This window comes from Streptomyces sp. NPDC018029 (assembly GCF_044327655.1).
Classification (GTDB): Bacteria; Actinomycetota; Actinomycetes; order Streptomycetales; family Streptomycetaceae; genus Streptomyces.
On the sequence record NZ_JBIRFV010000004.1, the window covers coordinates 403,543 to 425,238 of the forward strand.

Below are 21,696 nucleotides of genomic sequence, written 5' to 3' on the forward strand. Positions count from 1 at the left end.
AACCGAAATGGCACGTGCGGTCGGCATCGACCTGGGCACGACTAACTCCGTCGTCAGCGTTCTCGAAGGCGGCGAGCCCACCGTCATCACCAACGCCGAGGGCGCCAGGACCACGCCGTCCGTCGTCGCCTTCGCGAAGAACGGCGAGGTGCTCGTCGGCGAGGTCGCCAAGCGCCAGGCGGTCACGAACGTCGACAGGACCATCCGGTCGGTCAAGCGCCACATGGGCACCGACTGGAAGGTGGACATCGACGACAAGGGGTTCAACCCCCAGCAGATCTCGGCGTTCATCCTGCAGAAGCTGAAGCGCGACGCCGAGTCGTACCTGGGTGAGAAGGTCGCCGACGCGGTCATCACCGTCCCGGCGTACTTCAACGACTCCGAGCGCCAGGCCACCAAGGAGGCCGGCGAGATCGCGGGCCTGAACGTCCTGCGCATCGTCAACGAGCCCACCGCCGCCGCCCTTGCCTACGGCCTCGACAAGGACGACCAGACCATTCTGGTCTTCGACCTCGGTGGCGGCACCTTCGACGTCTCGCTCCTCGAGATCGGCGACGGCGTCGTCGAGGTGAAGGCCACGAACGGCGACAACCACCTCGGTGGTGACGACTGGGACCAGCGCGTCGTCGACTACCTGGTCAAGCAGTTCAACAACGGCCACGGCGTGGACCTCTCCAAGGACAAGATGGCGCTCCAGCGCCTGCGCGAGGCGGCCGAGAAGGCCAAGATCGAGCTGTCCTCCTCTACGGAGACCACGATCAACCTGCCCTACATCACGGCCTCCGCCGAGGGCCCGCTGCACCTGGACGAGAAGCTCACGCGCGCCCAGTTCCAGCAGCTCACGTCCGACCTCCTGGAGCGCTGCAAGACGCCGTTCCACAACGTCATCAAGGACGCGGGCATCCAGCTGAGCGAGATCGACCACGTCGTTCTCGTCGGTGGCTCCACCCGCATGCCCGCCGTCGCCGAGCTCGTCAAGGAGCTCACCGGCGGCAAGGACGCCAACAAGGGTGTGAACCCGGACGAGGTCGTCGCCATCGGCGCCTCGCTCCAGGCCGGTGTTCTCAAGGGTGAGGTCAAGGACGTCCTGCTCCTCGACGTGACCCCGCTGTCCCTCGGCATCGAGACCAAGGGCGGCATCATGACGAAGCTCATCGAGCGGAACACGACCATCCCGACCAAGCGGTCGGAGATCTTCACGACGGCCGAGGACAACCAGCCGTCCGTGCAGATCCAGGTCTACCAGGGCGAGCGCGAGATCGCGGCGTACAACAAGAAGCTCGGCATGTTCGAGCTCACGGGCCTGCCGCCGGCCCCGCGCGGCGTCCCGCAGATCGAGGTCTCCTTCGACATCGACGCCAACGGCATCATGCACGTGACCGCGAAGGACCTCGGCACGGGCAAGGAGCAGAAGATGACCGTCACCGGTGGCTCCTCGCTGCCGAAGGACGAGGTCAACCGGATGCGCGAAGAGGCCGAGAAGTACGCGGACGAGGACCACGCCCGCCGCGAGGCCGCCGAGTCCCGCAACCAGGGCGAGCAGCTCGTCTACCAGACCGAGAAGTTCCTCAAGGACAACGAGGACAAGGTCCCCGGTGACGTGAAGACCGAGGTCGAGGAAGCCGTCAACGAGCTGAAGGAGAAGCTCAAGGGCGAGGACACGGCCGAGATCCGCACCGCCACCGAGAAGGTCGCCGCCGTCTCGCAGAAGCTGGGCCAGGCCATGTACGCCGACGCCCAGGGCGCGCAGGCCGCGGGCGGTCCCGAGGGCGCTGCCCCGGGTGCCGACCAGGCCAAGGAGGACGACGGAGTCGTCGACGCCGAGATCGTCGACGACGAGAAGCCCGGAGACGCGAAGGGTGGCGCCGCCTGATGACCGAGGAGACCCCGGGCTTCGGCGAGAACGAGAACGCCGAGAAGCCTGACGTCCCCTCCGGCGCCACCCCTGATGACGCGACGCCGAAGGCCGCCGAGCCCTCCACCAAGGAGGGTCCGGCGGCCCCGGCCGGGGACGCAGCAGCGAGCAAGACGTCCGCTCAGGACGTGAGCCTGACCGCCCAGCTGGACCAGGTCCGCACCGCGCTCGACGAGCGCACCGGCGACCTCCAGCGGCTGCAGGCCGAGTACCAGAACTACCGCCGTCGGGTGGAGCGGGACAAGGTGACGGTGAAGGAGATCGCCTCGGCGAACCTCCTCTCCGAGCTCCTCCCCACCCTCGACGACATCGGCCGCGCCCGTGAGCACGGCGAGCTGGTGGGCGGCTTCAAGTCGGTGGCCGAGTCCCTCGAGACCGTCGTCGCCAAGATGGGCCTTCAGCAGTTCGGCAAGGAGGGCGAGCCCTTCGACCCGACGATCCACGAAGCCCTGATGCACAGCTACGCACCGGACGTCACCGAGACGACCTGCGTCGCGATCCTGCAGCCGGGGTACCGGATCGGCGAGCGCACCATCCGCCCCGCGCGGGTGGCCGTCGCCGAGCCGCAGCCCGGCGCGCAGACGGTCAAGGGCGAGGAGCCCGACGGCTCCGCGAGCGCGGAGAAGGCGGACGAGAAGGAGACCGGTGGCCCGGACGAGGGCTGACGGCAACGACATGAGTGAGGAGGGACGTCGGGGATGAGCACCAAGGACTTCATCGAGAAGGACTACTACAAGGTCCTCGGCGTCCCCAAGGACGCCACCGAAGCCGAGATCAAGAAGGCGTACCGGAAGCTCGCCCGCGAGAACCACCCGGACGCCAACAAGGGCAACACCAAGGCGGAGGAGCGCTTCAAGGAGATCTCCGAGGCGAACGACGTCCTCGGGGACCCCAAGAAGCGCAAGGAGTACGACGAAGCGCGTGCTCTCTTCGGCAACGGTGGATTCCGGCAGGGCCCCGGAGCCGGCGGCGGCTCGTTCAACTTCGACCTGGGCGACCTCTTCGGAGGCGGCGGCCCGGGTGGCGGTGGAGCGGCCGGCGGCTTCGGCGGCGGTCTCGGTGACGTCTTCGGGGGCCTGTTCAACCGCGGCGGCGCGGGTGCCGGAGCCGGCACGCGTACGCAGCCGAGGCGCGGCCAGGACATCGAGTCCGAGGTCACGCTCAGTTTCACGGAGGCGGTGGACGGCGCGACCGTGCCGCTCCGCATGTCCTCCCAGGCCGCCTGCAAGGCGTGCTCCGGCACCGGCGACAAGAACGGCACACCGCGCGTGTGCCCGACCTGCGTCGGCACGGGCCAGGTCTCGCGGGGCGGTGGCGGAGGGTTCTCCCTCACCGACCCGTGCATGGACTGCAAGGGCCGTGGGCTGATCGCCCAGGACCCCTGCGAGGTCTGCGGCGGCAGCGGCCGTGCCAAGTCGTCGCGCACCATGCAGGTGCGGATCCCGGCCGGTGTCTCGGACGGGCAGCGCATCCGCCTGCGCGGCAAGGGCGCGCCCGGTGAGCGGGGCGGTCCGGCGGGCGATCTGTATGTGGTCGTGCACGTCGACAGCCACCCGGTCTTCGGCCGCAAGGGCGACAACCTCACGGTCACGGTTCCGGTGACGTACCCGGAGGCGACGCTGGGCGGCGAGGTGAAGGTGCCCACCCTGGGTGGGCCGCCCGTCACCCTGAAGCTCCCCGCCGGCACGCCGAACGGTCGTACGATGCGGGCCCGCGGAAAGGGCGCGGTCCGCAAGGACGGCACCCGGGGCGACCTGCTCGTGACGGTGGAGGTGTCGGTCCCGACATCCCTGTCGGACTCGGCGAAGGAAGCCCTGGAGTCCTACCGCAAGGCGACTGCGGGCGACGACCCGCGGGCAGAACTGTTCCAGGCCGCGAAGGGAGCGTGACCCCATGGATAGGGTCGGCCGTCGTCATAATCCGTACCAACTCACCGACGAGACACCCGTGTACGTCATCTCGGTGGCCGCCCAGCTGAGCGGTCTGCACCCGCAGACCCTGCGGCAGTACGACCGCCTGGGTCTGGTCTCCCCGGACCGCACGGCGGGCCGCGGCCGACGCTATTCCGCCCGCGACATCGAGCTGCTCCGCACGGTGCAGCAGCTGTCGCAGGAAGAGGGCATCAACCTCGCGGGCATCAAGCGCATCATCGAGCTGGAGAACCAGGTCGCGGCGCTCCAGTCGCGGGTCGCGGAGCTCTCCGCGGCCGTGGACGGCGCCGCCGCGGCCATGCAGCAGCGCGAAGCGGCGGTGCACGCCTCGTACCGCCGCGACCTCGTCCCCTACCAGGACGTGCAGCAGGCGAGCGCGCTGGTGGTGTGGCGGCCGAAGCGGACGACCGAGCAGTAGACCTCATGGTCTGAGGACGTCTGAGTACCCTGAAGCGGGGCCGGGAGGTGGTGACCTCCCGGCCCCGCTTCGGTGTGTACGGGTGCGGGGAGTTGAGCTGACGATGGCCATGGTGGGCCTGTTCTGGATCGCCGAGGGCGATGTGTACGTGGGGGCGAAGCCGGCCGGGCTCGCTCCCGGGGTGCGGCTGACGCCGGAGGGCGTACTGGCCCTCGGCGACAAGCAGTCCGGCATGTGGCCGTGGGAGGACGTGCGCGCGCTGACCGTCGACGACGTCCCGGTGAAGTCCCTGAAGCGGCAGGTGGGCGCGGTGGTCGACCTGGCGCTCACGGTCGGCCTCGGCGGCAGCGACGAGGCCCCGACGATGACGGTGCGTCTCACGGACGCCGACGGTGAGGAGACGGAGCTGACGGCGTACACGGCGGCGGCGGTCGGCTACTCCCGTACGGAGTACGACCTCTCGCGCGCCCTCCTCGCCCGCCTCACGGAAGGCGCGGGGACCCTCCTCACCACCCTGACGGCGATGTCCGACTGGGGCCGCCGCCATGAGGGCGGGTCGCCGCGGGCGGCACAGCGGGTGGAGCTGTTGCGCGAGTGGGGCAGCCCCCTGGCGTGACGTGAGAGCGCCCCGGTCGGCTACGGGGGAGCAGTCGGCCGGGGCGCTCGGGGGAAGCGGGAGGGGGCCTACCAGCTGCCCCCGCCGCTGCCCCCAGCTTGCAGGGCGGGGCGGGGTGGGCGGTAGCGCCATCTTGTTGCGGTGCAGTGAGCTGAGGAGGGAACAAGAAGGCACAAGGCACCCGCAACCGGACGAGTCATCCCCGGTCGAGGATCCCCGACCGGGCGATCAGGAAGCCGAGCTGGGCGCGGCTGTTGCTGCCGAGGGTGGCCGCCAGCTTGGCGATGTGGACGCGGGCGGTGCGGACGTTCATGCCGAGGCGCTCGGCGATCTCGGCGTCGGTGAGGCCCTCGACGAGGAGGCCGGCGATGGCGTGCTGGCGGGCGGTGATGCCGTTCTCGGACGGCTGGGGAGCCGCTTGCGGCCACATGGGGGTGGCCATGCGCCACAGCCGCCAGAAGGTGGTGGCGAAGTACTCGACGAGGGCGGGGTGGCGGAGTTCGAGGGCGACGCTGCGGTCCTTGCTCGCCGGGATGAACGCGACGGTCCGGTCGAAGACGAAGAGCCGGTCGGTGACCTCGTCGAGGGTGCGTGCCTCGGTGTCGCCGTCGAGCTGTTCGAAGTAGGCGAGCACGGGCAGAGAATGGCGCGTTGTGTGCTGGTAGAGGGTCCGCATCCGGCATCCCCGGGTGAGGATCGCCTGGTCCCGCGGGAAGACTTCGGCCAAGGTCTCGGGGGGCCGCATGCCGCCGGGCTGGACGGCCAGGAACTCCTCGGTGACCTCGTTCATGGCCCGGTCGATGGCCGAGTTGATGCGGTCGAGTCCGTCGAGCACGGTGACGGTGGTGCTGGTGGGGTGCAGCCACTGCAGGTCGTCGAGGCCGTGTTGCAGGAGGCCGAGGCGGACGAGGCACGGGGCCGGTTCGGCGGCGCTGTGGTGGAGCCGGCCTTCCCGCAGGGCGCGGGCGTAGACGGACAGCCCTGCTGCACACATTTCTTCGAGCGGGTGCGGTAAGTGCTTCGTGGCCATGCGAGCCCCCTCCTGCCTGGTTGAAGCGTCGCGATTCTATGCAGGCGGGGAGAGCCGGGGCCGGATGCCGCAGTTGAAGTGTCTGCTTCTGGACGGCTGTTTCCGGGTGTCCGGTTCTGGGCGTGCGGCTTTGCTGACACCGGTGTCACCGGTCGTGGTCAAGAATCCCTGACTGGCCGATGAGGTAGCCGAGTTGGGCGCGGCTGTTGCTGCCGAGGGTGGCGGCGAGTTTGGCGATGTGGACGCGGGCGGTGCGGATGTTCATGCCGAGGCGGGCGGCTATTTCGGCGTCGGTGAGGCCTTCTATGAGGAGGCCGGCGATGGCTTTCTGGCGGGGCGTGACGCCTTTCTCCGACGGCAGCCGTGACGTCTGCGGATACAGGGGGGCCGCGAACCGCCACAGGCGCTCGAAGGTCGTGACGAAGTAGTCGATGAGAGCGGTGTGCCGTATCTCCAACGCGGTGGTGTGGTCCTGGCTCGCCGGGATGAACGCGACGGTCCGGTCGAAGACGAAGAGCCGTTCGGTGCCCTCGTCCAGGGAGCGGGCTTCGACGTCACCGCGTAGCTGCTCGAAGTGGGCGAGTGCGGGCAGCGCATGCCGTGTCGTGTGCTGGTAGAGAGTACGGAGTCGGCCGCCTCGGTTCAGGATGGCTTGTTCGCGCGCTCGAGTACGGGCCGGTGATTCGGGGGGCCGGACGTCGCCGGGCTGAATGGTGAGCACTTCATGGCAGGCATGGGCGATGGCCTCGTCCATTGCCGCGTCGATGCGGGCCGGCCCCTGCAGGACTCTGATGGTCGAGGAGGCTCGTACCGGTGCGGACGGGACGTCGATGTCGAGGAACGCCTCGAATGCGGCGGTGAGTCTTTCCTCTCGGCGGCGGTGGTGGGCGACCCGGTCCTCGATGGTGCGCAGGAGGCGGGACAGGGCAACGGCGGGAGTCGTGGGGTGGAGCCACTGCATGTCGTTGAGGCTGGGGTGGAGGAGGCCGAAGTCGACGAGGCACGGGGCAGGCTCGGCGTCGCGGCTGTGGACCCGGCCTTCGCGCAGGGCCTGGGCGTAGACGGCTGATCCTGACGCGCAGAGATTCTCCACCCCATGCGGCTCGTGCTCCGCGGCCATGCGTTTCACCCTCCCGTTCGGTCGAAGGGGCGGTGATTCTATGGGCTGGGCTCAGCCACACCACGGAGAACACGCGAGGTTCCGCTCCGGTTCAGTTGTTGCGTTGTTCCAGGATCTTCGATTCACCGATCAGGAAGCCGAGTTGGGCCCGGCTTTCGCTTCCCAGAGTGGCGGCGAGTTTGGCGATGTGGACACGTGCCGTGCGGACGTTCATGCCGAGGCGGTCGGCGATCTCGGCGTCGGTGAGGCCCTCGACCAGGAGGCCGGCGACCGCGCGTTGGCGGGTGCTGATGCCCTTCGGGGCCGGCTGTGGGGCCGCCTGCGGGAACAAGGGGATGGCCATGTTCCATTGGCGCTTGAAGGCGGCGATGAGGAAGTCGATCAGGGCCGGGTGGCGGATCTCGAGCGCTACGTTGCGCTCCTTCGTCACTGGGATGTACGCCACGGATCTGTCGAGAATGAAGAGCCGTTCCGTGACTTCTTCGAGGGTCCGGACTTCGATGTCGCCGTCGAGTTGCTCGTAGTAGGCGAGAGCGGAGAAGGAGTAACGCGTGGTGTGCTGGTAAAGGGTCCGCATCCGTGCACCACGGGAGAGCATCCCCTGCGCGTCTGCCAGGGATTTGGCCAACGCCTCGGCCGGCCGGTGGCCGCCGGGCTGGATGACAAGCACCTCCTGGCACGTGCGTGCCATGGCCCGGCCTATCACGGCCTGGATCTCGGTAAGACCTTCCAGTACGGCGATGGCGGGCGGCCCTTCGGTGCGTACTGCCTTAGGGACAATGTCCAGCAGCGGCGCGAAGGCGTCGGCGAGTTGGACCTCGTGTCGGCGTTCCTGGAGCAGTTGTTGCTCGATGGTGTGGAGCAAGCGGGGCAGGGCCACTGACGGAGGTACGGGGAGCAGCCATCCGTCGTGCTCGGTGTCCACGCGCAGTAGCCCGAGGTCGATCAGGCATGGGGCGCCGTCGGTGTCGTGACGAGGGAGGCGGCCTTCGTGGAGGGCGCGGGCATAGAGTTCCGAGCCCGCTTCACATAATTCGCCGTCGTCGTGGGCGGCGTGCGGTGTGGCCGTCATGTCGGGCGGCCTTGTTCGAGGATGCCGGACTGGGCTATCAGGTAGCCGAGTTGGGCGCGGCTTCCGCTGCCGAGGGCGGCGGCTATTTTGGCTATGTGGGCGCGGCAGGTGCGGACGTTCATGCCGAGGCGGCGGGCGATGGCCTCGTCGACGTGGCCTTCGACGAGCAGTTTGGCTATGGAGCGTTGGACGCCGGTGATCCCTCCGGTGGGAGGGTCGTAGGGCGCTTCGTCGAGGAGAGGGGACGCACGTCGCCAGAGTTGCTCGAAGACCTTTGCCAGGTATCCGACGAGTCCGCTGTGGCGCAGTTCCAGGGCCACTTGGCGGTCGTCCTGGGCCGGTATGAAGGCGACCGTTCGGTCGAAGATCATCAGCCGCTCGATGAGCTCTTCCAGTGTGCGCACCTCGACCTTGCCCTGTTTCATGTACTCGGCGTAGGCAATGGTCCCTTGGCTGTGCCGGGCGGTGTGCTGGTAGAGCGTACGCATTGTGATGCCGCGCTCGATGATGCCTTGGCTCCGCTGTACGGCCTCGGTGAGGACGGCTTCGCTTCGTCCGCCGCCAGGCTGCACGGTGAGGATCTCGGACCGGCATTCAGCCGTGGCGACATCGATGGCCGCATTGATCCGAGTGGCGCCTTCCAGGACAGTGATGGCATGGTCGGCCGGCCGGTCCATCGCGCTGATGGCCATGAATGGCTCAAAGGCGTCGGTCAGTTCGATGGCAAGGGTCCTGCGCTGCAGGATTTCCCGCTCAATGGGGTGCAGACGCTGCGCCAGTACTGAGGTGGGCGGGGCCGGCCGCAGCCAGTCCGAGTCCTCCGGGTCGGGGTGGAGAAGGGCGAACTCCATCAGGCAGGGTGCGGCCTCCACTTCGCTGCGGTGGACGCGGCCCGAGCGCAGTGCACTGGCGTAAAGCCGCTTGCCGTCGGCGCATAGTTCAACCACGGAGTGCGGATGTGTCCCAATTGGGCTTTTTGTTGTCATGCCTCCACCCCCCAGGGTCCTGAACGTGCAGGAACATGATGCATCGGTCCTGTGGTGCTCGCATGGCTGAATGAGCCATCGTCTTGTCAGGCCGGGGGAGAGTCGCGATGGAAGTGAGGACGAAGCCCGCTATGCGCAAGGGAATGCTTCGCTCGGTACTTGTCGGTACCTTCTCCGTTGGGTTGGCCATCAGTGCGTTCAGCGGCCTTGATCTGGACTCGGGGGCCGGGAACACGAAAGCGGTCTCCGAGCCGGGGGTAGAGACGCAGGACATCGTCTGGACCTCCGGTCCGGCCGGAGACATTGTCTGGTCTTCGGCGTCGAAGGACGACATCGTCTGGGGCAACAAGTCGGCTGGAAGCGATACCGCGCCTTCTGCGGTTAAGGAGGTTGACGCATCGTGAGCACCCCTCCCGACGACCGCACCTTCCGCCGAGAAATGGCCACCGCCTACCGCTCCGGTTGGCACTTCATCGATCTGGTGACCGCGATCCCCCACCGCGGTGACTCGTTGATGGTGACCCTGCTCGGTGAGCCGATCGTCGTCACGCGTGACGACGAGGAGGAGATCCGGGCCTACCGGTGCCTGCGGCGGCCCAGAGGAGCGCCGCAGCCCGTGCGGTGCGCCATCCGGTACGGGATGGTGTTCGTCAATCTCGACCGGCGCGACCACCAGATGGTCGGGCAGCAGGAACAGCAGGGCCCGGACGCCATGGGCGTCTCGGACAACATCACAGCCACCCCCCGCAGTGCCTGACGCGATTCCCCCGTCGTTGTAAATCGCGCAGGCGCTTCCCCCAGCAGCGGCGCCACCGTGGACCTGAACACGGTGGCGCCGCTGTGGTGTGTGCCGAGACAGGAGAGGGGCGGCGTCAGGCCTTGCCCAGGGCTCGGGTCACCGTGATCTCGATCAGGACCCGGTCCGGGTTCGGGGACGGACGGCGTTCGTAGCGCTCCTCGTAGCGGTCCTCCGCTTCCGCTATCGCCGCCGGTTCCGTACGGATGGCCGCGTGGCCCTCCAGGGTCGCCCAGCGCCGGCCCGCGAACTGGCAGACCGCCACCCGGGCCCCGGGTCCTTCCACGCCCGTCGCCGCCAGGATGTGCGCGACCTTCCGGCTCGTCTTGCGGGCGAGGACCCGGGCGACGCCCGCCTGTGGGTCGTACGTCACGCCGACCGGCACCACGTGCGGGGTGCCGTCCGGGCGCAGCGTCGTCAGGGTGCACAGGTGCCGTTCACGCCAGAAGCTGAGGTAGGGCTCGGGCGGGTCGGACGGGTCGATGCGCGGGTTCGGGGCCATGACCAGGGAACATAGCCGCCCGGACTTCACGGGCTCTCCTTGAGTGGAATAGACTCAAGTTTGTGTAGGTTGAGTAAGTCAGTGTGGGAGGGGGACCCGTCTCGCAAGGGCCCCCACTCGTAGGACCCCGTAAGGAGGAGAAGCGCACGTGGACGCCGAGCTGACCAACAGGAGCCGGGACGCGATCAACGCGGCCAGCAGCCGCGCGGTCAAGGACGGTCACCCCGACCTGACGCCCGCGCACCTGCTGCTCGCGCTGCTGGAGGGCGAGGACAACGAGAACATCGTCGACCTGCTCGCCGCGGTCGACGCCGACCAGGCCGCCGTGCGCGCGGACACCGAGCGCGTCCTCGCGGGCCTGCCCAGCGTGACCGGGTCCACCGTCGCGCCGCCCCAGCCCGACCGTGACCTGCTGGCCGTCGTCTCGGACGCCGGACAGCGCGCGAAGGAGCTCGGGGACGACTATCTGTCCACCGAGCACCTGCTCATCGGCATCGCGGCCAAGGGCGGCAAGGCCGGGGACGTACTCACTCGGCACGGGGCCGGCAGCAAGAAGCTGCTGGACGCTTTCGAGAAGACAAGGGGAGGGCGCCGGGTGACCACACCCGACCCCGAGGGTCAGTACAAGGCACTGGAGAAGTTCGGCACCGACTTCACCGCGGCGGCCCGCGAAGGACGGCTCGACCCCGTCATCGGGCGGGACCAGGAGATCCGGCGCGTCGTGCAGGTCCTTTCACGGCGTACGAAGAACAATCCCGTCCTCATCGGCGAGCCCGGTGTCGGCAAGACCGCCGTCGTGGAAGGGCTCGCCCAGCGCATCGTGAAGGGCGACGTCCCCGAGTCGCTGAAGAACAAGCGGCTCGTCTCCCTGGACCTCGGCGCCATGGTCGCCGGCGCGAAGTACCGCGGTGAGTTCGAGGAGCGGCTCAAGACCGTCCTCTCCGAGATCAAGGAGAGCGACGGGCAGATCATCACCTTCATCGACGAGCTGCACACCGTCGTGGGCGCGGGCGCCGGCGGCGACTCCGCCATGGACGCGGGGAACATGCTCAAGCCCATGCTCGCCCGCGGTGAGCTGCGCATGGTGGGTGCGACGACGCTCGACGAGTACCGCGAGCGGATCGAGAAGGACCCCGCCCTGGAGCGCCGCTTCCAGCAGGTCCTCGTCGCCGAGCCGAGCGTCGAGGACTCCATCGCGATCCTGCGCGGACTCAAGGGGCGGTACGAGGCGCACCACAAGGTGCAGATCGCCGACAGCGCCCTGGTGGCCGCGGCCACGCTCTCCGACCGGTACATCACCTCCCGCTTCCTGCCCGACAAGGCCATCGACCTCGTCGACGAGGCCGCGTCCCGGCTCCGGATGGAGATCGACTCCTCGCCCGTCGAGATCGACGAGCTCCAGCGCGCCGTCGACCGGCTGAAGATGGAGGAGCTGGCGCTCAGCAAGGAGACCGACCCGGCGAGCAAGCAGCGCCTGGAGAAGCTGCGGCGCGACCTCGCCGACAAGGAGGAGGAGCTGCGCGGCCTCACCGCCCGCTGGGAGAAGGAGAAGCAGTCCCTCAACCGCGTCGGTGAGCTGAAGGAGAAGCTCGACGAACTGCGCGGCCAGGCCGAGCGCGCCCAGCGCGACGGCGACTTCGACACCGCGAGCAAGCTGCTCTACGGAGAGATCCCCGCCCTGGAGCGCGACCTCGAAGCCGCCTCCGAGGCCGAGGAGGAGGCCGCACAGTCCGCCGCCCGGTCCAAGGACACCATGGTGAAGGAGGAGGTCGGTCCCGACGACATCGCCGATGTGGTCGGCGCCTGGACCGGTATCCCCGCCGGACGGCTCCTCGAGGGCGAGACGCAGAAGCTGCTGCGCATGGAGGACGAGCTCGGCAAGCGGCTCATCGGGCAGGGCGCAGCGGTGCGGTCCGTCTCCGACGCGGTGCGGCGCACCCGCGCCGGGATCGCCGACCCCGACCGGCCCACCGGGTCCTTCCTCTTCCTAGGTCCGACCGGTGTCGGCAAGACCGAGCTCGCCAAGGCCCTCGCGGACTTCCTCTTCGACGACGAGCGGGCCATGGTCCGCATCGACATGAGCGAGTACGGCGAGAAGCACAGCGTCGCCCGGCTGGTGGGCGCGCCTCCCGGGTACGTGGGGTACGAGGAGGGCGGCCAGCTCACCGAGGCGGTGCGCCGCCGCCCGTACAGCGTCGTACTCCTCGACGAGGTCGAGAAGGCGCACCCCGAGGTCTTCGACGTCCTGCTCCAGGTGCTCGACGACGGGCGGCTCACCGACGGGCAGGGGCGGACGGTCGACTTCCGCAACACGATTCTGGTGCTCACGTCCAACCTCGGCAGCCAGTACCTGGTGGAGCCGCTGACGAGCGAGGAGGAGAAGAAGCAGCAGGTCCTCGAGGTGGTGCGGGCCTCCTTCAAGCCCGAGTTCCTCAACCGGCTCGACGACATCGTCGTCTTCTCGGCGCTCACCAAGGACGAGCTCGCGCACATCGCCGGGCTGCAGATCGACCGCCTCGCCAAGCGGCTCGCGGACCGGCAGCTCACGCTGGACGTCACGCCGGAGGCGCTGGCCTGGCTGGCGGACGAGGGCAACGATCCGGCGTACGGGGCGCGGCCCCTGCGGCGCCTCATCCAGACCTCCATCGGCGACCGCCTCGCCAAGGAGATCCTCGCGGGTGAGGTGAAGGACGGGGACGTGGTCCGCGTGGACCGCTTCGAGGACGGCCTGATTGTGGGCCCCGCGACGGGCTCCCCTACGGGGAAGTCTCTGTAGCGGCACCCCGTCTGCCCCGACCGGTTGACCGCCGGGTGCGGCGGCTTCGTGGTTGCTCGCGCAGTTCCCCGCGCCCCTGAAGGGGCGCGGGGAACTGCGCGAGGACGGACCACTGTCCGCAGACGGCGAACGGCGGAAACACGGCAGACGAGCAGCCGGGCTTGCCCCGGGGGGCCCACCCTGGGAGAGGATGGGCCCATCCATACGAAGGGACAAAGCACGTGAGCATCGACCCGTCCTCGATTCCGAATTTCGGGGGACAGCCCGACCCGCAGCAGGGCTCAGGACCGGCGGGCCCCGTCGTCCCCGACCAGGACCTGGTGAAGCAGCTCCTGGACCAGATGGAGCTCAAGCACGTCGTCGACGACGAGGGTGACCTCGCGGCGCCGTGGGAGGAGTTCCGTACGTACTTCATGTTCCGCGGCGAGGACGACCAGCAGGTCTTCTCGGTGCGGACGTTCTACGACCGGCCGCACCAGATCGAGGAGAAGCAGCAGCTTCTCGAGTCGATCGACGACTGGAACCGCCGCACGCTGTGGCCGAAGGTCTACAGCCACACGCACGACGACGGCACGGTCCGCCTCATCGGCGAGGCCCAGATGCTGATCGGCACCGGTGTCTCGCTGGAGCACTTCGTGTCGTCGACGGTCAGCTGGGTGCGTGCCGCGATCGAGTTCGACCGCTGGCTCGTGGAGCAGCTGGGCCTGGAGGCCGAGGTCGACTCCGCCGAGGGCGAAGAGAAGCCGGGCGACGAGCAGGCCTGAGGGCCGTAAGACCACTAAGTGAAGCCGTAAGCGCGTGAGAGCCCGGCGGGGTGATGCACACCCCGCCGGGCTCTCGGCGTACCGCAGGCCGCCGGCTCTCAGCCCGCCAGTGACTTGAGGCGCGTCACCGCCTCCTCCAGGACAGCCGTCCGCTTGCAGAAGGCGAAGCGGACGAAGGGCGCGCCCGCGTCCCTGTGGTCGTAGAAGACCGCGTTCGGGATGGCGACGACGCCCGCCCGCTCCGGGAGCGAGCGGCAGAAGGCGAAGCCGTCGGTCGTGCCGAGCGGGGTGATGTCGGTCGTGATGAAGTACGTGCCGGCCGGGCGGTAGACGTCGAAGCCCGCCGCCGTGAGGCCCTCGCCGAGGAGGTCCCGCTTGGCCAGCATGTCCGCGCGGAAGTCGTCGAAGTAGGACGACGGGAGGGCGAGCGCCTCCGCGATCGCGTACTGGAAGGGGCCGGAGGAGACGTACGTGAGGAACTGCTTCGCCGAGCGGACCGCCGCGACCAGCTCCGGCGACGCGGTGATCCAGCCGACCTTCCAGCCCGTGAACGAGAACGTCTTGCCCGCGGAGCCGATGCTGACCGTGCGCTCGCGCATGCCGGGGAAGGTGGCGAGCGGGAGGTGTTCGGCGTCGTCGAAGACCAGGTGTTCGTAGACCTCGTCGGTGACGACAAGGAGGTCGCGCTCGACCGCCAGCCTCGCGATCTCGGTGAGCTCGGCGCGGGTGAGGACGGTGCCGGTCGGGTTGTGCGGGGTGTTGAGGAGGATCAGCCGGGTGCGGTCGGTGACCGCGTCGCGCAGCTCGTCCAGGTCGAGGACGAAGCGGCCGTCGCGGGGGCGCAGGGTGACGGGGACGCGGGTGCCGCCCGCGAGGGCGATCGAGGCGGCGTACGAGTCGTAGTAGGGCTCGAGCGCGATGACCTCGTCGCCCGGCTCGACGAGGGCGAGCAGTGACGCGGCGATCGCCTCGGTGGCGCCCGCCGTCACGAGGACCTCGCGGTCGGGGTCGTACGAGAGCGCGTAGCGGGCGAGCTGGTGCTCGGCGATCGCCGTGCGGAGCTCGGGGACGCCGGGTCCCGGCGGGTACTGGTTGCCGCGGCCGTCGCGCAGCGCCCGCACCGCGGCCTCCCGCACGGCCTCGGGGCCGTCCGTGTCGGGGAAGCCCTGGCCCAGGTTGATCGCGCCCGTCCGGACCGCGAGGGCGGACATCTCTGCGAAGATCGTCGTGCCGAACTCGGCGAGGCGGCGGTTGAGCAGCGGGCGCCCGGAGGGGCCGGGCTCGCGCCCGGAGGGGCCGGAGGAGGACGTCATGGCCGCCATCCTGCGCCGAACCTCTGGAGTTCCTCAACTCTGCTTTGCGTCGGCTTGGACAAGGGCATCCCCCTGTCACGCGAGAAGCCGGCCCACGGGGGACCTGCTTCGGGGGAACGGAAGGAGCGTGGGGGCCATGTTCGTGGCTTTCGTCTTCGTTGCGGTGCTGATCTTCGCCTTGGTCGCGGCGATCGGTTACGGGGGGAACGGCCGGCGCCGCACCCGGTCGCGCTGGACCTCGGGCACGGCGTCGAGCTCGGCGGGCGGCGGCAGCTGGTGGGCCGGGGGCGACGGCGGGCACCACGACGGCGGCGGATCGTCGTGCGGCGGCGGTTCGTCGTGCGGCGGAGGCAGCTCCTCCTGCGGGGGCGGCGGGGGTGGATGCGGCGGAGGCAGCTGACACGGGGCAGCTGGTCCACCGAATCCACGAAGCGCCCGGCGGGGCCCGCAATTCCCGCCGGGCGCTTCGGTGTTGCGGCGTGGAGTCGGGCTTCGGCACCGCTTCGGCACCACGTCAGGGGCGTGTTCCGTGATGGCTGTACTGAACAGTTGAACTGCGTAGCCCTCATGGGGATGGAAACCACACGTACTTGGGTAAAAACGCAGTGGCAGCGTCGCCGACCATGATTCCCTCTGAAACGTCAGCACCGCCCTCGGACGTCTGGTCCAGGTTTCCTGGTCCAGGTTTCACAGACCGGGATCTGGATACCCGAAAGACGTTCTTGTGGGCACGAGCCGGCATTCCGACCTCCCGGAGTCCGTTCCGGGTGCGCCGGCCCCACCTCCATTGAGTGTTAGCGGAGCCGACCCATGCTCACGACCCTGAAGACCGTCTATACCGACACGCGCGCCGAGGACCTGGCTTGGGCCCTGGGGCGCGAGCCGTTGCCCGCGCTGGCCACCCTCGAATTGGAACTGGCGGACGCGAAAATGCAGTTGAGACTGCTCGGGGCCTCGCACCAGGTACTCCTGGAGGACGAACAGGGCGGTTGTTCGGAGACCGTGGCCTGCATCCCCGGCAGCAGTACGCCCCTTCCGCTCGGCGTTTCGAAACGCGTGGGTGAATGGGAGTACGAATTCGCGGCCCGGGTGGAAACACTGTCGCGGGGTCAGTTCGCGGGCCGTGCGCAGGAGTTGCTCGCACTTGTGGCCGAACACCCGCACGGATTGGCGGGTGTGTTCCCCGGCAGTCCGCATGCATTCACCGCAATGCTCGCACAGCGGCACGAAGGATCGCTGATGTGGCGTACGTGGCACGCGTATCCCCAGGAAGGCCAGCTCGTGGCGACGCGGACGAGGGTGGGTGCGCGCATGCCGCTGCCCGCGTCGCTCTGACGGGCGAGGCGATGAGCGAGGCGATGGGCAAGGGACGGGCGGGAGCACCGGCGGGGGATTTGCACCCATGTGGGGGACTCGGCGCGAGCCGGTGGTGACGTAGCGTTCCAGGGTGCTCCAGTCGTCGGTGCGGTTGCCGGTCTCGCCCCGTACAGGACGGTTCCTCGTCCTCGTGGGCGTCTTCGTCTGTGCCGCCTGCGGCCTCGTGTACGAACTGGAACTCGTCGCCCTCGCCGCGTACTTGATCGGTGACTCCGTCACCCAGGCCTCCGTCGTGCTCTCCGTGATGGTCTTCGCCATGGGCATCGGCTCGCTGCTCGCCAAGCGGCTGAGGCGCCGCGCCGCCGCCTGGTTCGGCCTCGTCGAGGCCGCGCTCGCGCTGGTCGGCGGGTGCAGCGCCATGGCGTTGTACGCGGCGTTCGCGTGGACCGGCGACAAGGGCGAGGTGTGGGCGAGCGGGTCGCGCGGCCTGCTGGTCGCGTTCTCCCTCGCCATCGGCATCCTCATCGGCGCCGAGGTGCCGCTCCTGATGGTGCTGATCCAGCGCATCCGGCGGCAGGACGCGGGCGGCGCCGTCGCCGACCTCTTCGCCGCCGACTACGTGGGCGCCCTGGTCGGCGGGCTCGCCTTCCCCTTTCTGCTGCTGCCGCAGTTCGGGCAGCTGACGGGCGCCCTGTTCACCGGCGCGGTCAACGCCGTCGCGGGCGGCGCGCTCGTCCTCGGCCTGTTCCGGCAGGACCTGAGCGTCCGCGCCCGCTGGGTGCTCCTCACCGCCAACGTGGTGGTGCTCTCCCTGCTCGCCGCCGCCGCGGTGCTCGTCGACGACTTCGAACGGGCCGCCCGGCGCGCGGTGTACGGCGGGGACATCCGGGTCGCCGTGCAGACCGACGTGCAGGAGGTCGTCCTCACCGGCGGCCGGCGCAGCTCCCTCGACCTCTTCCTCGACGGCCGCCTGCGGATCAGCGGACGCGACGAGCAGCGCTACCACCGGGGTCTCGTCGCACCCGCGATGCGCGGGCCGCACGCGCGCGTGCTCGTCCTCGGCGGCGGCGACGGCCTCGCAGCCCGCGAGATCCTGCGCCACCCGGACGTGCGCCGCGTCGACATCGTCGAGCTGGACGCGGGCGTCGTCGACCTCGCGCGGCACGACCCCGCCCTGAGCGAGCTCAACGGCCGGGCGTACCGCGACCCCCGGGTGCGGGTGGTGCACACCGACGCGTTCCGCTGGCTGCGCCAGACCCGCGCGAAGTACGACGTGATCGTCTCCGACCTGCCGGACCCGGGCATCACGGCCAGCACGAAGCTGTACTCCCGGGAGTTCTACGGCCTCGCCACCCGGGCCCTCGCCGACGGCGGCAGGCTCGCCGTGCACGCGGGACCGCTGACCGCGAGGCCGCGCGTCTTCTGGACGGTGGAGGCCTCGCTGCGCGCGGCGGGCCTGCGGACCGTGGCGTACCGGGTCGGCGGGCGGCTCTCGGGGTTCGCCGCCGGGCCCGACCGCACGGCGCAGGGGGCCGGGGCGCCCCGCGACTGGGGCTTCGTGCTCGCCTCGCGGACCCGGCCCGTGCTGCTCCGCGCGGCACGGTCGGAGGTGGTGCGGGCCGGTGCGCGGGCGGCCGAGCCGACCCGGCAGCGGGGACTGCCGCCCTCCACGCTGGTCCATCCGCGTTACGCGAACTGACGTACCCGGCGCGGCGAACTGTCGTACAAGTGGTGGCCGCGTGGGTAGGCTCCACTGCCATGGAGCATGAGGTGTTCGTTCCGGTATCGGCAGAGCGGCTCCGGCAGGTCCTGGCAGACCCCGAGCGGGTCGCCGGGGCGGTTCCCGGGCTTCAGCGCGACGCGGAGGAGACGGCGGGGCCGATCTCCGGCCGCCTCAAGGTGCGCGTCGGGGGACACACCATCACCTACCGCGGCTCGGCGCGGACGGCTGCCCGCGCCGACGGGACGTACACCGTCGAGGGCGAGGGCGCGGAAGTCCGCGGCTCCGGTGCCGTGCGGCTGACGCTGACCGTGCGCCTTGTGCCGGCCGCCGAGGGGGCGACCCTCGTGTTCGACGGCGGCGCGACCGCCGACGGCCGGATCACGGAAGGTTCTCCACAGGCTGTGGAATCCGCTGTCCGGCGGCTTCTGGACCGGTTCGCCGAGGGCCTCGGGGCGGCGGCGCCCCCGGACACGGCGCCGAGCGACGACATTGATGACGCCGACGACGCCGATGAGTTCGACGACATCGACGACGCCGACGACGGCATCAACCTCGACGACACCAACGTCCTCGACGAGGTGGACGGCATCGAAGACCTCGAGGACCTCGAAGAGCTCGAACGCCTCGAACACCTCGACAACGTGGACGACATCGGGGACATCGACGTGCCGCCCGCCGAGGCCGCGCACGCGCGCCGCACCATGATCGGCCGCAGCGCCGAGGAGGTCGACCACGCCCCGCCCCGCGGCCGGTACGCACCCACCCCCGCCCCCGAGTCCCTCACCGCCAACGCCACGCTCCGCTGGGCCGCGCCCGCCGCCGCGCTCGCGCTGGCGTCGGCCATCGTCGTCGGCCGGGCCCTGCGCCGCCGCCGCTGACCGCTCACGCGGTGCCGACCGCGCACGTCGTAGGGTCGGCCCTGTGAGTACCGAAGACGTGACCCTCACCGCGGGCGACGCGGAAGTGACGGTGCAGCCGGGCAACGGCTGCCGCATCGGAAGTCTGCGCATCGGCGGCGTCGAGCTGCTGCGCCAGGGGAAGAAGTACGGCTGCTTCCCGATGGTGCCGTGGTGCGGCCGGATCAGGGACGGCCGGTTCCGCGACGGCGCGGTGGTCCACCAGATGCCGCTGAACTCCCCGCCGCACGCCATCCACGGCTTCGCCCGCGACGCCGAATGGCGCACGGCACGGACCTCCAGGACCGAGGCCGTCTTCACGTACGACCTGACCGACCCCTGGCCCCACCCGGGCCGCGTCACCCAGATCGTGGAACTCGGCGAGGACGCGTTGACGCTCCGCCTCGGCATCGAGACGTACGGCGACTCCTTCCCCGCGCAGGCCGGCTGGCACCCGTGGTTCAACCGGGTCCTCGACGGCGGCGGCGAGCCCGTCCGCATCGGCTTCGACCCCGCCTGGCAGGAGGAGCGCGGCGACGACCACCTCCCCACCGGCCACCGCATCGACCGCAAGCCCGGCCCCTGGGACGACTGCTTCGGCATGCCGGACGGCGTCGACGTTACGCTGACCTGGCCCGAGCGGCTCGAAGTGAACGTCAAGAGCCGCGAGCAGTGGGTCGTCGTCTACGACGAGCAGGAGGCCGCGGTCTGCGTCGAACCGCAGACCGGCCCGCCCAACGGCCTCAACACCGACCCGCGCCTGGTCACCCCCATCGAGCCCCTGGAGACGGCGACGACGTGGACGTGGCGACGCCTTTAAGCTTCTGGACATGACTGACGTACGCGGCGAGCTGCTGCAGCAGATCAAGGACAAGGCCGTCGTGCACGGCAAGGTGACGCTCTCGTCCGGCCTGGAGGCCGACTACTACATCGACCTCCGCCGGATCACCCTCGACGGCGAGGCCGCCCCGCTGGTCGGCCAGGTCCTGCTCGACCTGACCGCCGACCTCGACTTCGACGCCGTGGGCGGCCTGACCATGGGCGCCGACCCCGTCGCGGGCGCGATGCTGCACGCGTCCGCCGCGCGCGGCAAGCGCCTCGACGCCTTCGTGGTCCGCAAGGCCGCCAAGGCGCACGGCATGCAGCGCCGCGTCGAGGGCCCCGACATCAAGGGCCGCCGCGTCCTGGTCGTCGAGGACACCTCCACCACCGGCGGCTCGCCGCTGACCGCCGTCGAGGCCGTCCGCGAGGCGGGCGCCGAGGTCGTCGGCGTCGCCACGATCGTGGACCGGGCCACCGGCGCAGGCGAGAAGATCACCGAGGGTGCGGGTGTGCCGTACCTCTTCGCGTACTCGAAGGACGACCTCGGCCTGGACTGACGGCCGCGTCCGCAAGGACCGTCGCGTCTGGAAAGATGGGGGCGACAATGTCGTCGCCCCCAGGTCAGGGTCCAGGCAGCACAGCACCCACCCGCACATCACAAGGAGCGGACACATGCCCATCGCAACTCCCGAGGTCTACGCCGAGATGCTCGACCGGGCGAAGGCAGGCAAGTTCGCCTACCCGGCGATCAACGTGACGTCCTCGCAGACGCTGCACGCGGCGCTGCGCGGCTTCGCCGAGGCCGAGAGCGACGGCATCATCCAGATCTCCACCGGTGGTGCGGAGTTCCTGGGCGGTCAGCACAGCAAGGACATGGTCACCGGCGCGGTCGCGCTCGCCGAGTTCGCGCACATCGTCGCCAAGAAGTACGGCATCACGGTCGCGCTGCACACCGACCACTGCCCCAAGGACAAGCTGGACGGCTATGTCCGCCCGCTCCTCGACATCTCCGCCGAGCGCGTCAAGGCCGGCCAGAACCCGCTGTTCCAGTCCCACATGTGGGACGGCTCCGCGGAGACCCTCGCCGACAACCTGGCCATCGGCCAGGAGCTGCTCGCGAAGGCCGCCGCCGCGAAGATCATCCTCGAGGTGGAGATCACCCCGACCGGTGGTGAGGAGGACGGCGTCAGCCACGAGATCAACGACGAGCTGTACACGACCGTCGACGACGCGCTGCGCACCGCCGAGGCCCTCGGCCTGGGCGAGAAGGGCCGCTACCTCCTCGCCGCCTCGTTCGGCAACGTGCACGGCGTCTACAAGCCGGGCAACGTCGTCCTGCGCCCCGAGCTCCTCAAGGACCTCCAGGAGGGTGTCGGTGCGAAGTACGGCAAGCAGTCGCCGTTCGACTTCGTCTTCCACGGCGGCTCCGGCTCGACCGCCGAGGAGATCGCGACCGCGCTGGAGAACGGCGTCGTGAAGATGAACCTCGACACCGACACGCAGTACGCCTTCACGCGGCCCGTCGCGGACCACATGTTCAAGAACTACGACGGCGTCCTGAAGGTCGACGGCGAGGTCGGCTCGAAGAAGACGTACGACCCGCGCACCTGGGGCAAGCTCGCCGAGGCCGGCATGGCGCAGCGCGTCACCGAGGCCTGCGCGAACCTGCGCTCCACGGGCACGAAGCTGAAGTAGTACC

General features: G+C 69.8%; 22 protein-coding genes. 16 read left to right on the forward strand and 6 right to left on the reverse strand.

The window, feature by feature from the left end:
- Positions 1 to 7: 7 nt before the first annotated feature.
- The 5 genes from dnaK (at position 8) to ACH4D5_RS14725 (ending at position 4,880) form a co-directional block, all read left to right on the forward strand.
- Positions 8 to 1,873 (forward strand): molecular chaperone DnaK, encoded by a 1,866-nt coding sequence (gene dnaK / locus ACH4D5_RS14705; RefSeq protein ID WP_398302086.1) that lies wholly within the window; start codon positions 8 to 10, stop codon positions 1,871 to 1,873.
- Positions 1,873 to 2,580 (forward strand): nucleotide exchange factor GrpE, encoded by a 708-nt coding sequence (gene grpE / locus ACH4D5_RS14710; RefSeq protein WP_398302088.1) that lies wholly within the window; start codon positions 1,873 to 1,875, stop codon positions 2,578 to 2,580. The genes dnaK and grpE overlap by 1 nt, the downstream gene beginning before the upstream one ends.
- Before the next feature lie 33 nt (positions 2,581 to 2,613).
- Complete coding sequence (gene dnaJ, locus ACH4D5_RS14715) at positions 2,614 to 3,804, forward strand: molecular chaperone DnaJ (RefSeq protein ID WP_398302090.1); 1,191 nt, start codon at positions 2,614 to 2,616, stop codon at positions 3,802 to 3,804.
- Between the two features lie 4 nt (positions 3,805 to 3,808).
- Positions 3,809 to 4,264 carry a heat shock protein transcriptional repressor HspR gene (locus tag ACH4D5_RS14720; protein ID WP_362988010.1) on the forward strand — a complete coding sequence of 152 codons (456 nt, stop codon included), beginning with the start codon at positions 3,809 to 3,811 and terminating at the stop codon, positions 4,262 to 4,264.
- 103 nt (positions 4,265 to 4,367) lie between these two features.
- Complete coding sequence (locus tag ACH4D5_RS14725) at positions 4,368 to 4,880, forward strand: hypothetical protein (protein WP_398302092.1); 513 nt, start codon at positions 4,368 to 4,370, stop codon at positions 4,878 to 4,880.
- Between the two features lie 196 nt (positions 4,881 to 5,076).
- Here ACH4D5_RS14725 and ACH4D5_RS14730 read toward each other — a convergent pair whose 3' ends face one another.
- From ACH4D5_RS14730 to ACH4D5_RS14745, 4 genes are all read right to left on the reverse strand, one after another.
- On the reverse strand, positions 5,077 to 5,910 hold the full coding sequence (locus ACH4D5_RS14730) for a LuxR C-terminal-related transcriptional regulator (protein ID WP_398302094.1): 834 nt from the start codon (positions 5,908 to 5,910) through the stop codon (positions 5,077 to 5,079).
- Positions 5,911 to 6,055: 145 nt separating this feature from the next.
- The gene (locus ACH4D5_RS14735) at positions 6,056 to 7,030 is read right to left on the reverse strand and encodes a LuxR C-terminal-related transcriptional regulator (protein ID WP_398302096.1); all 975 of its coding nucleotides are present in this window, start codon (positions 7,028 to 7,030) and stop codon (positions 6,056 to 6,058) included.
- Between the two features lie 91 nt (positions 7,031 to 7,121).
- Entirely contained in the window at positions 7,122 to 8,102 is a 981-nt protein-coding gene (locus ACH4D5_RS14740; protein ID WP_398302098.1) for a LuxR C-terminal-related transcriptional regulator, read from the reverse strand.
- A complete protein-coding gene (locus ACH4D5_RS14745) occupies positions 8,099 to 9,088 on the reverse strand; it encodes a helix-turn-helix transcriptional regulator (protein WP_398302099.1) in 990 nt (329 codons plus the stop codon). Before ACH4D5_RS14745 ends, ACH4D5_RS14740 begins: the two co-directional genes overlap by 4 nt.
- A gap of 107 nt (positions 9,089 to 9,195) precedes the next feature.
- Between ACH4D5_RS14745 and ACH4D5_RS14750 the strand changes: the two genes are divergently transcribed.
- Positions 9,196 to 9,492, forward strand: coding sequence for a hypothetical protein (locus ACH4D5_RS14750; RefSeq protein ID WP_398302101.1), 297 nt, complete (start codon positions 9,196 to 9,198; stop codon positions 9,490 to 9,492).
- Positions 9,489 to 9,845: a hypothetical protein gene (locus tag ACH4D5_RS14755; protein WP_362987996.1), complete on the forward strand. Its 357-nt coding sequence runs from the start codon at positions 9,489 to 9,491 to the stop codon at positions 9,843 to 9,845. Before ACH4D5_RS14750 ends, ACH4D5_RS14755 begins: the two co-directional genes overlap by 4 nt.
- A 115-nt stretch (positions 9,846 to 9,960) precedes the next feature.
- On the opposite strand, the gene ACH4D5_RS14760 is transcribed toward ACH4D5_RS14755, so the two are convergent.
- Positions 9,961 to 10,386, reverse strand: a complete 426-nt coding sequence (locus ACH4D5_RS14760) for a pyridoxamine 5'-phosphate oxidase family protein (RefSeq protein WP_398302618.1) — start codon at positions 10,384 to 10,386, stop codon at positions 9,961 to 9,963.
- A gap of 148 nt (positions 10,387 to 10,534) precedes the next feature.
- On the opposite strand from ACH4D5_RS14760, the gene clpB reads away from it, so the two are divergent.
- A complete protein-coding gene (clpB, locus tag ACH4D5_RS14765) occupies positions 10,535 to 13,162 on the forward strand; it encodes an ATP-dependent chaperone ClpB (protein WP_398302103.1) in 2,628 nt (875 codons plus the stop codon).
- 221 nt (positions 13,163 to 13,383) lie between these two features.
- Positions 13,384 to 13,926 carry a YbjN domain-containing protein gene (locus ACH4D5_RS14770; RefSeq protein ID WP_398302105.1) on the forward strand — a complete coding sequence of 181 codons (543 nt, stop codon included), beginning with the start codon at positions 13,384 to 13,386 and terminating at the stop codon, positions 13,924 to 13,926.
- A 98-nt stretch (positions 13,927 to 14,024) separates the two neighbouring features.
- On the opposite strand, the gene ACH4D5_RS14775 is transcribed toward ACH4D5_RS14770, so the two are convergent.
- The gene (locus ACH4D5_RS14775) at positions 14,025 to 15,248 is read right to left on the reverse strand and encodes a pyridoxal phosphate-dependent aminotransferase (protein ID WP_398302107.1); all 1,224 of its coding nucleotides are present in this window, start codon (positions 15,246 to 15,248) and stop codon (positions 14,025 to 14,027) included.
- A 127-nt stretch (positions 15,249 to 15,375) separates the two neighbouring features.
- Between ACH4D5_RS14775 and ACH4D5_RS14780 the strand changes: the two genes are divergently transcribed.
- From ACH4D5_RS14780 to fbaA, 7 genes are all read left to right on the forward strand, one after another.
- The gene (locus ACH4D5_RS14780; RefSeq protein WP_398302109.1) at positions 15,376 to 15,639 is read left to right on the forward strand and encodes a hypothetical protein; all 264 of its coding nucleotides are present in this window, start codon (positions 15,376 to 15,378) and stop codon (positions 15,637 to 15,639) included.
- Between the two features lie 410 nt (positions 15,640 to 16,049).
- Positions 16,050 to 16,574: a DUF2617 family protein gene (locus ACH4D5_RS14785; protein ID WP_398302111.1), complete on the forward strand. Its 525-nt coding sequence runs from the start codon at positions 16,050 to 16,052 to the stop codon at positions 16,572 to 16,574.
- A 112-nt stretch (positions 16,575 to 16,686) separates the two neighbouring features.
- Positions 16,687 to 18,255: a polyamine aminopropyltransferase gene (locus tag ACH4D5_RS14790; RefSeq protein ID WP_398302113.1), complete on the forward strand. Its 1,569-nt coding sequence runs from the start codon at positions 16,687 to 16,689 to the stop codon at positions 18,253 to 18,255.
- Positions 18,256 to 18,314: 59 nt separating this feature from the next.
- Positions 18,315 to 19,157 (forward strand): SRPBCC family protein, encoded by an 843-nt coding sequence (locus ACH4D5_RS14795; RefSeq protein WP_398302115.1) that lies wholly within the window; start codon positions 18,315 to 18,317, stop codon positions 19,155 to 19,157.
- A 43-nt stretch (positions 19,158 to 19,200) separates the two neighbouring features.
- Positions 19,201 to 19,995, forward strand: coding sequence for an aldose 1-epimerase (locus ACH4D5_RS14800; protein ID WP_398302117.1), 795 nt, complete (start codon positions 19,201 to 19,203; stop codon positions 19,993 to 19,995).
- Positions 19,996 to 20,005: 10 nt separating this feature from the next.
- Positions 20,006 to 20,554: an orotate phosphoribosyltransferase gene (gene pyrE / locus ACH4D5_RS14805; protein WP_062774598.1), complete on the forward strand. Its 549-nt coding sequence runs from the start codon at positions 20,006 to 20,008 to the stop codon at positions 20,552 to 20,554.
- A gap of 115 nt (positions 20,555 to 20,669) precedes the next feature.
- A complete protein-coding gene (gene fbaA, locus ACH4D5_RS14810; RefSeq protein WP_398302119.1) occupies positions 20,670 to 21,692 on the forward strand; it encodes a class II fructose-bisphosphate aldolase in 1,023 nt (340 codons plus the stop codon).
- Positions 21,693 to 21,696 lie beyond the last annotated feature (4 nt).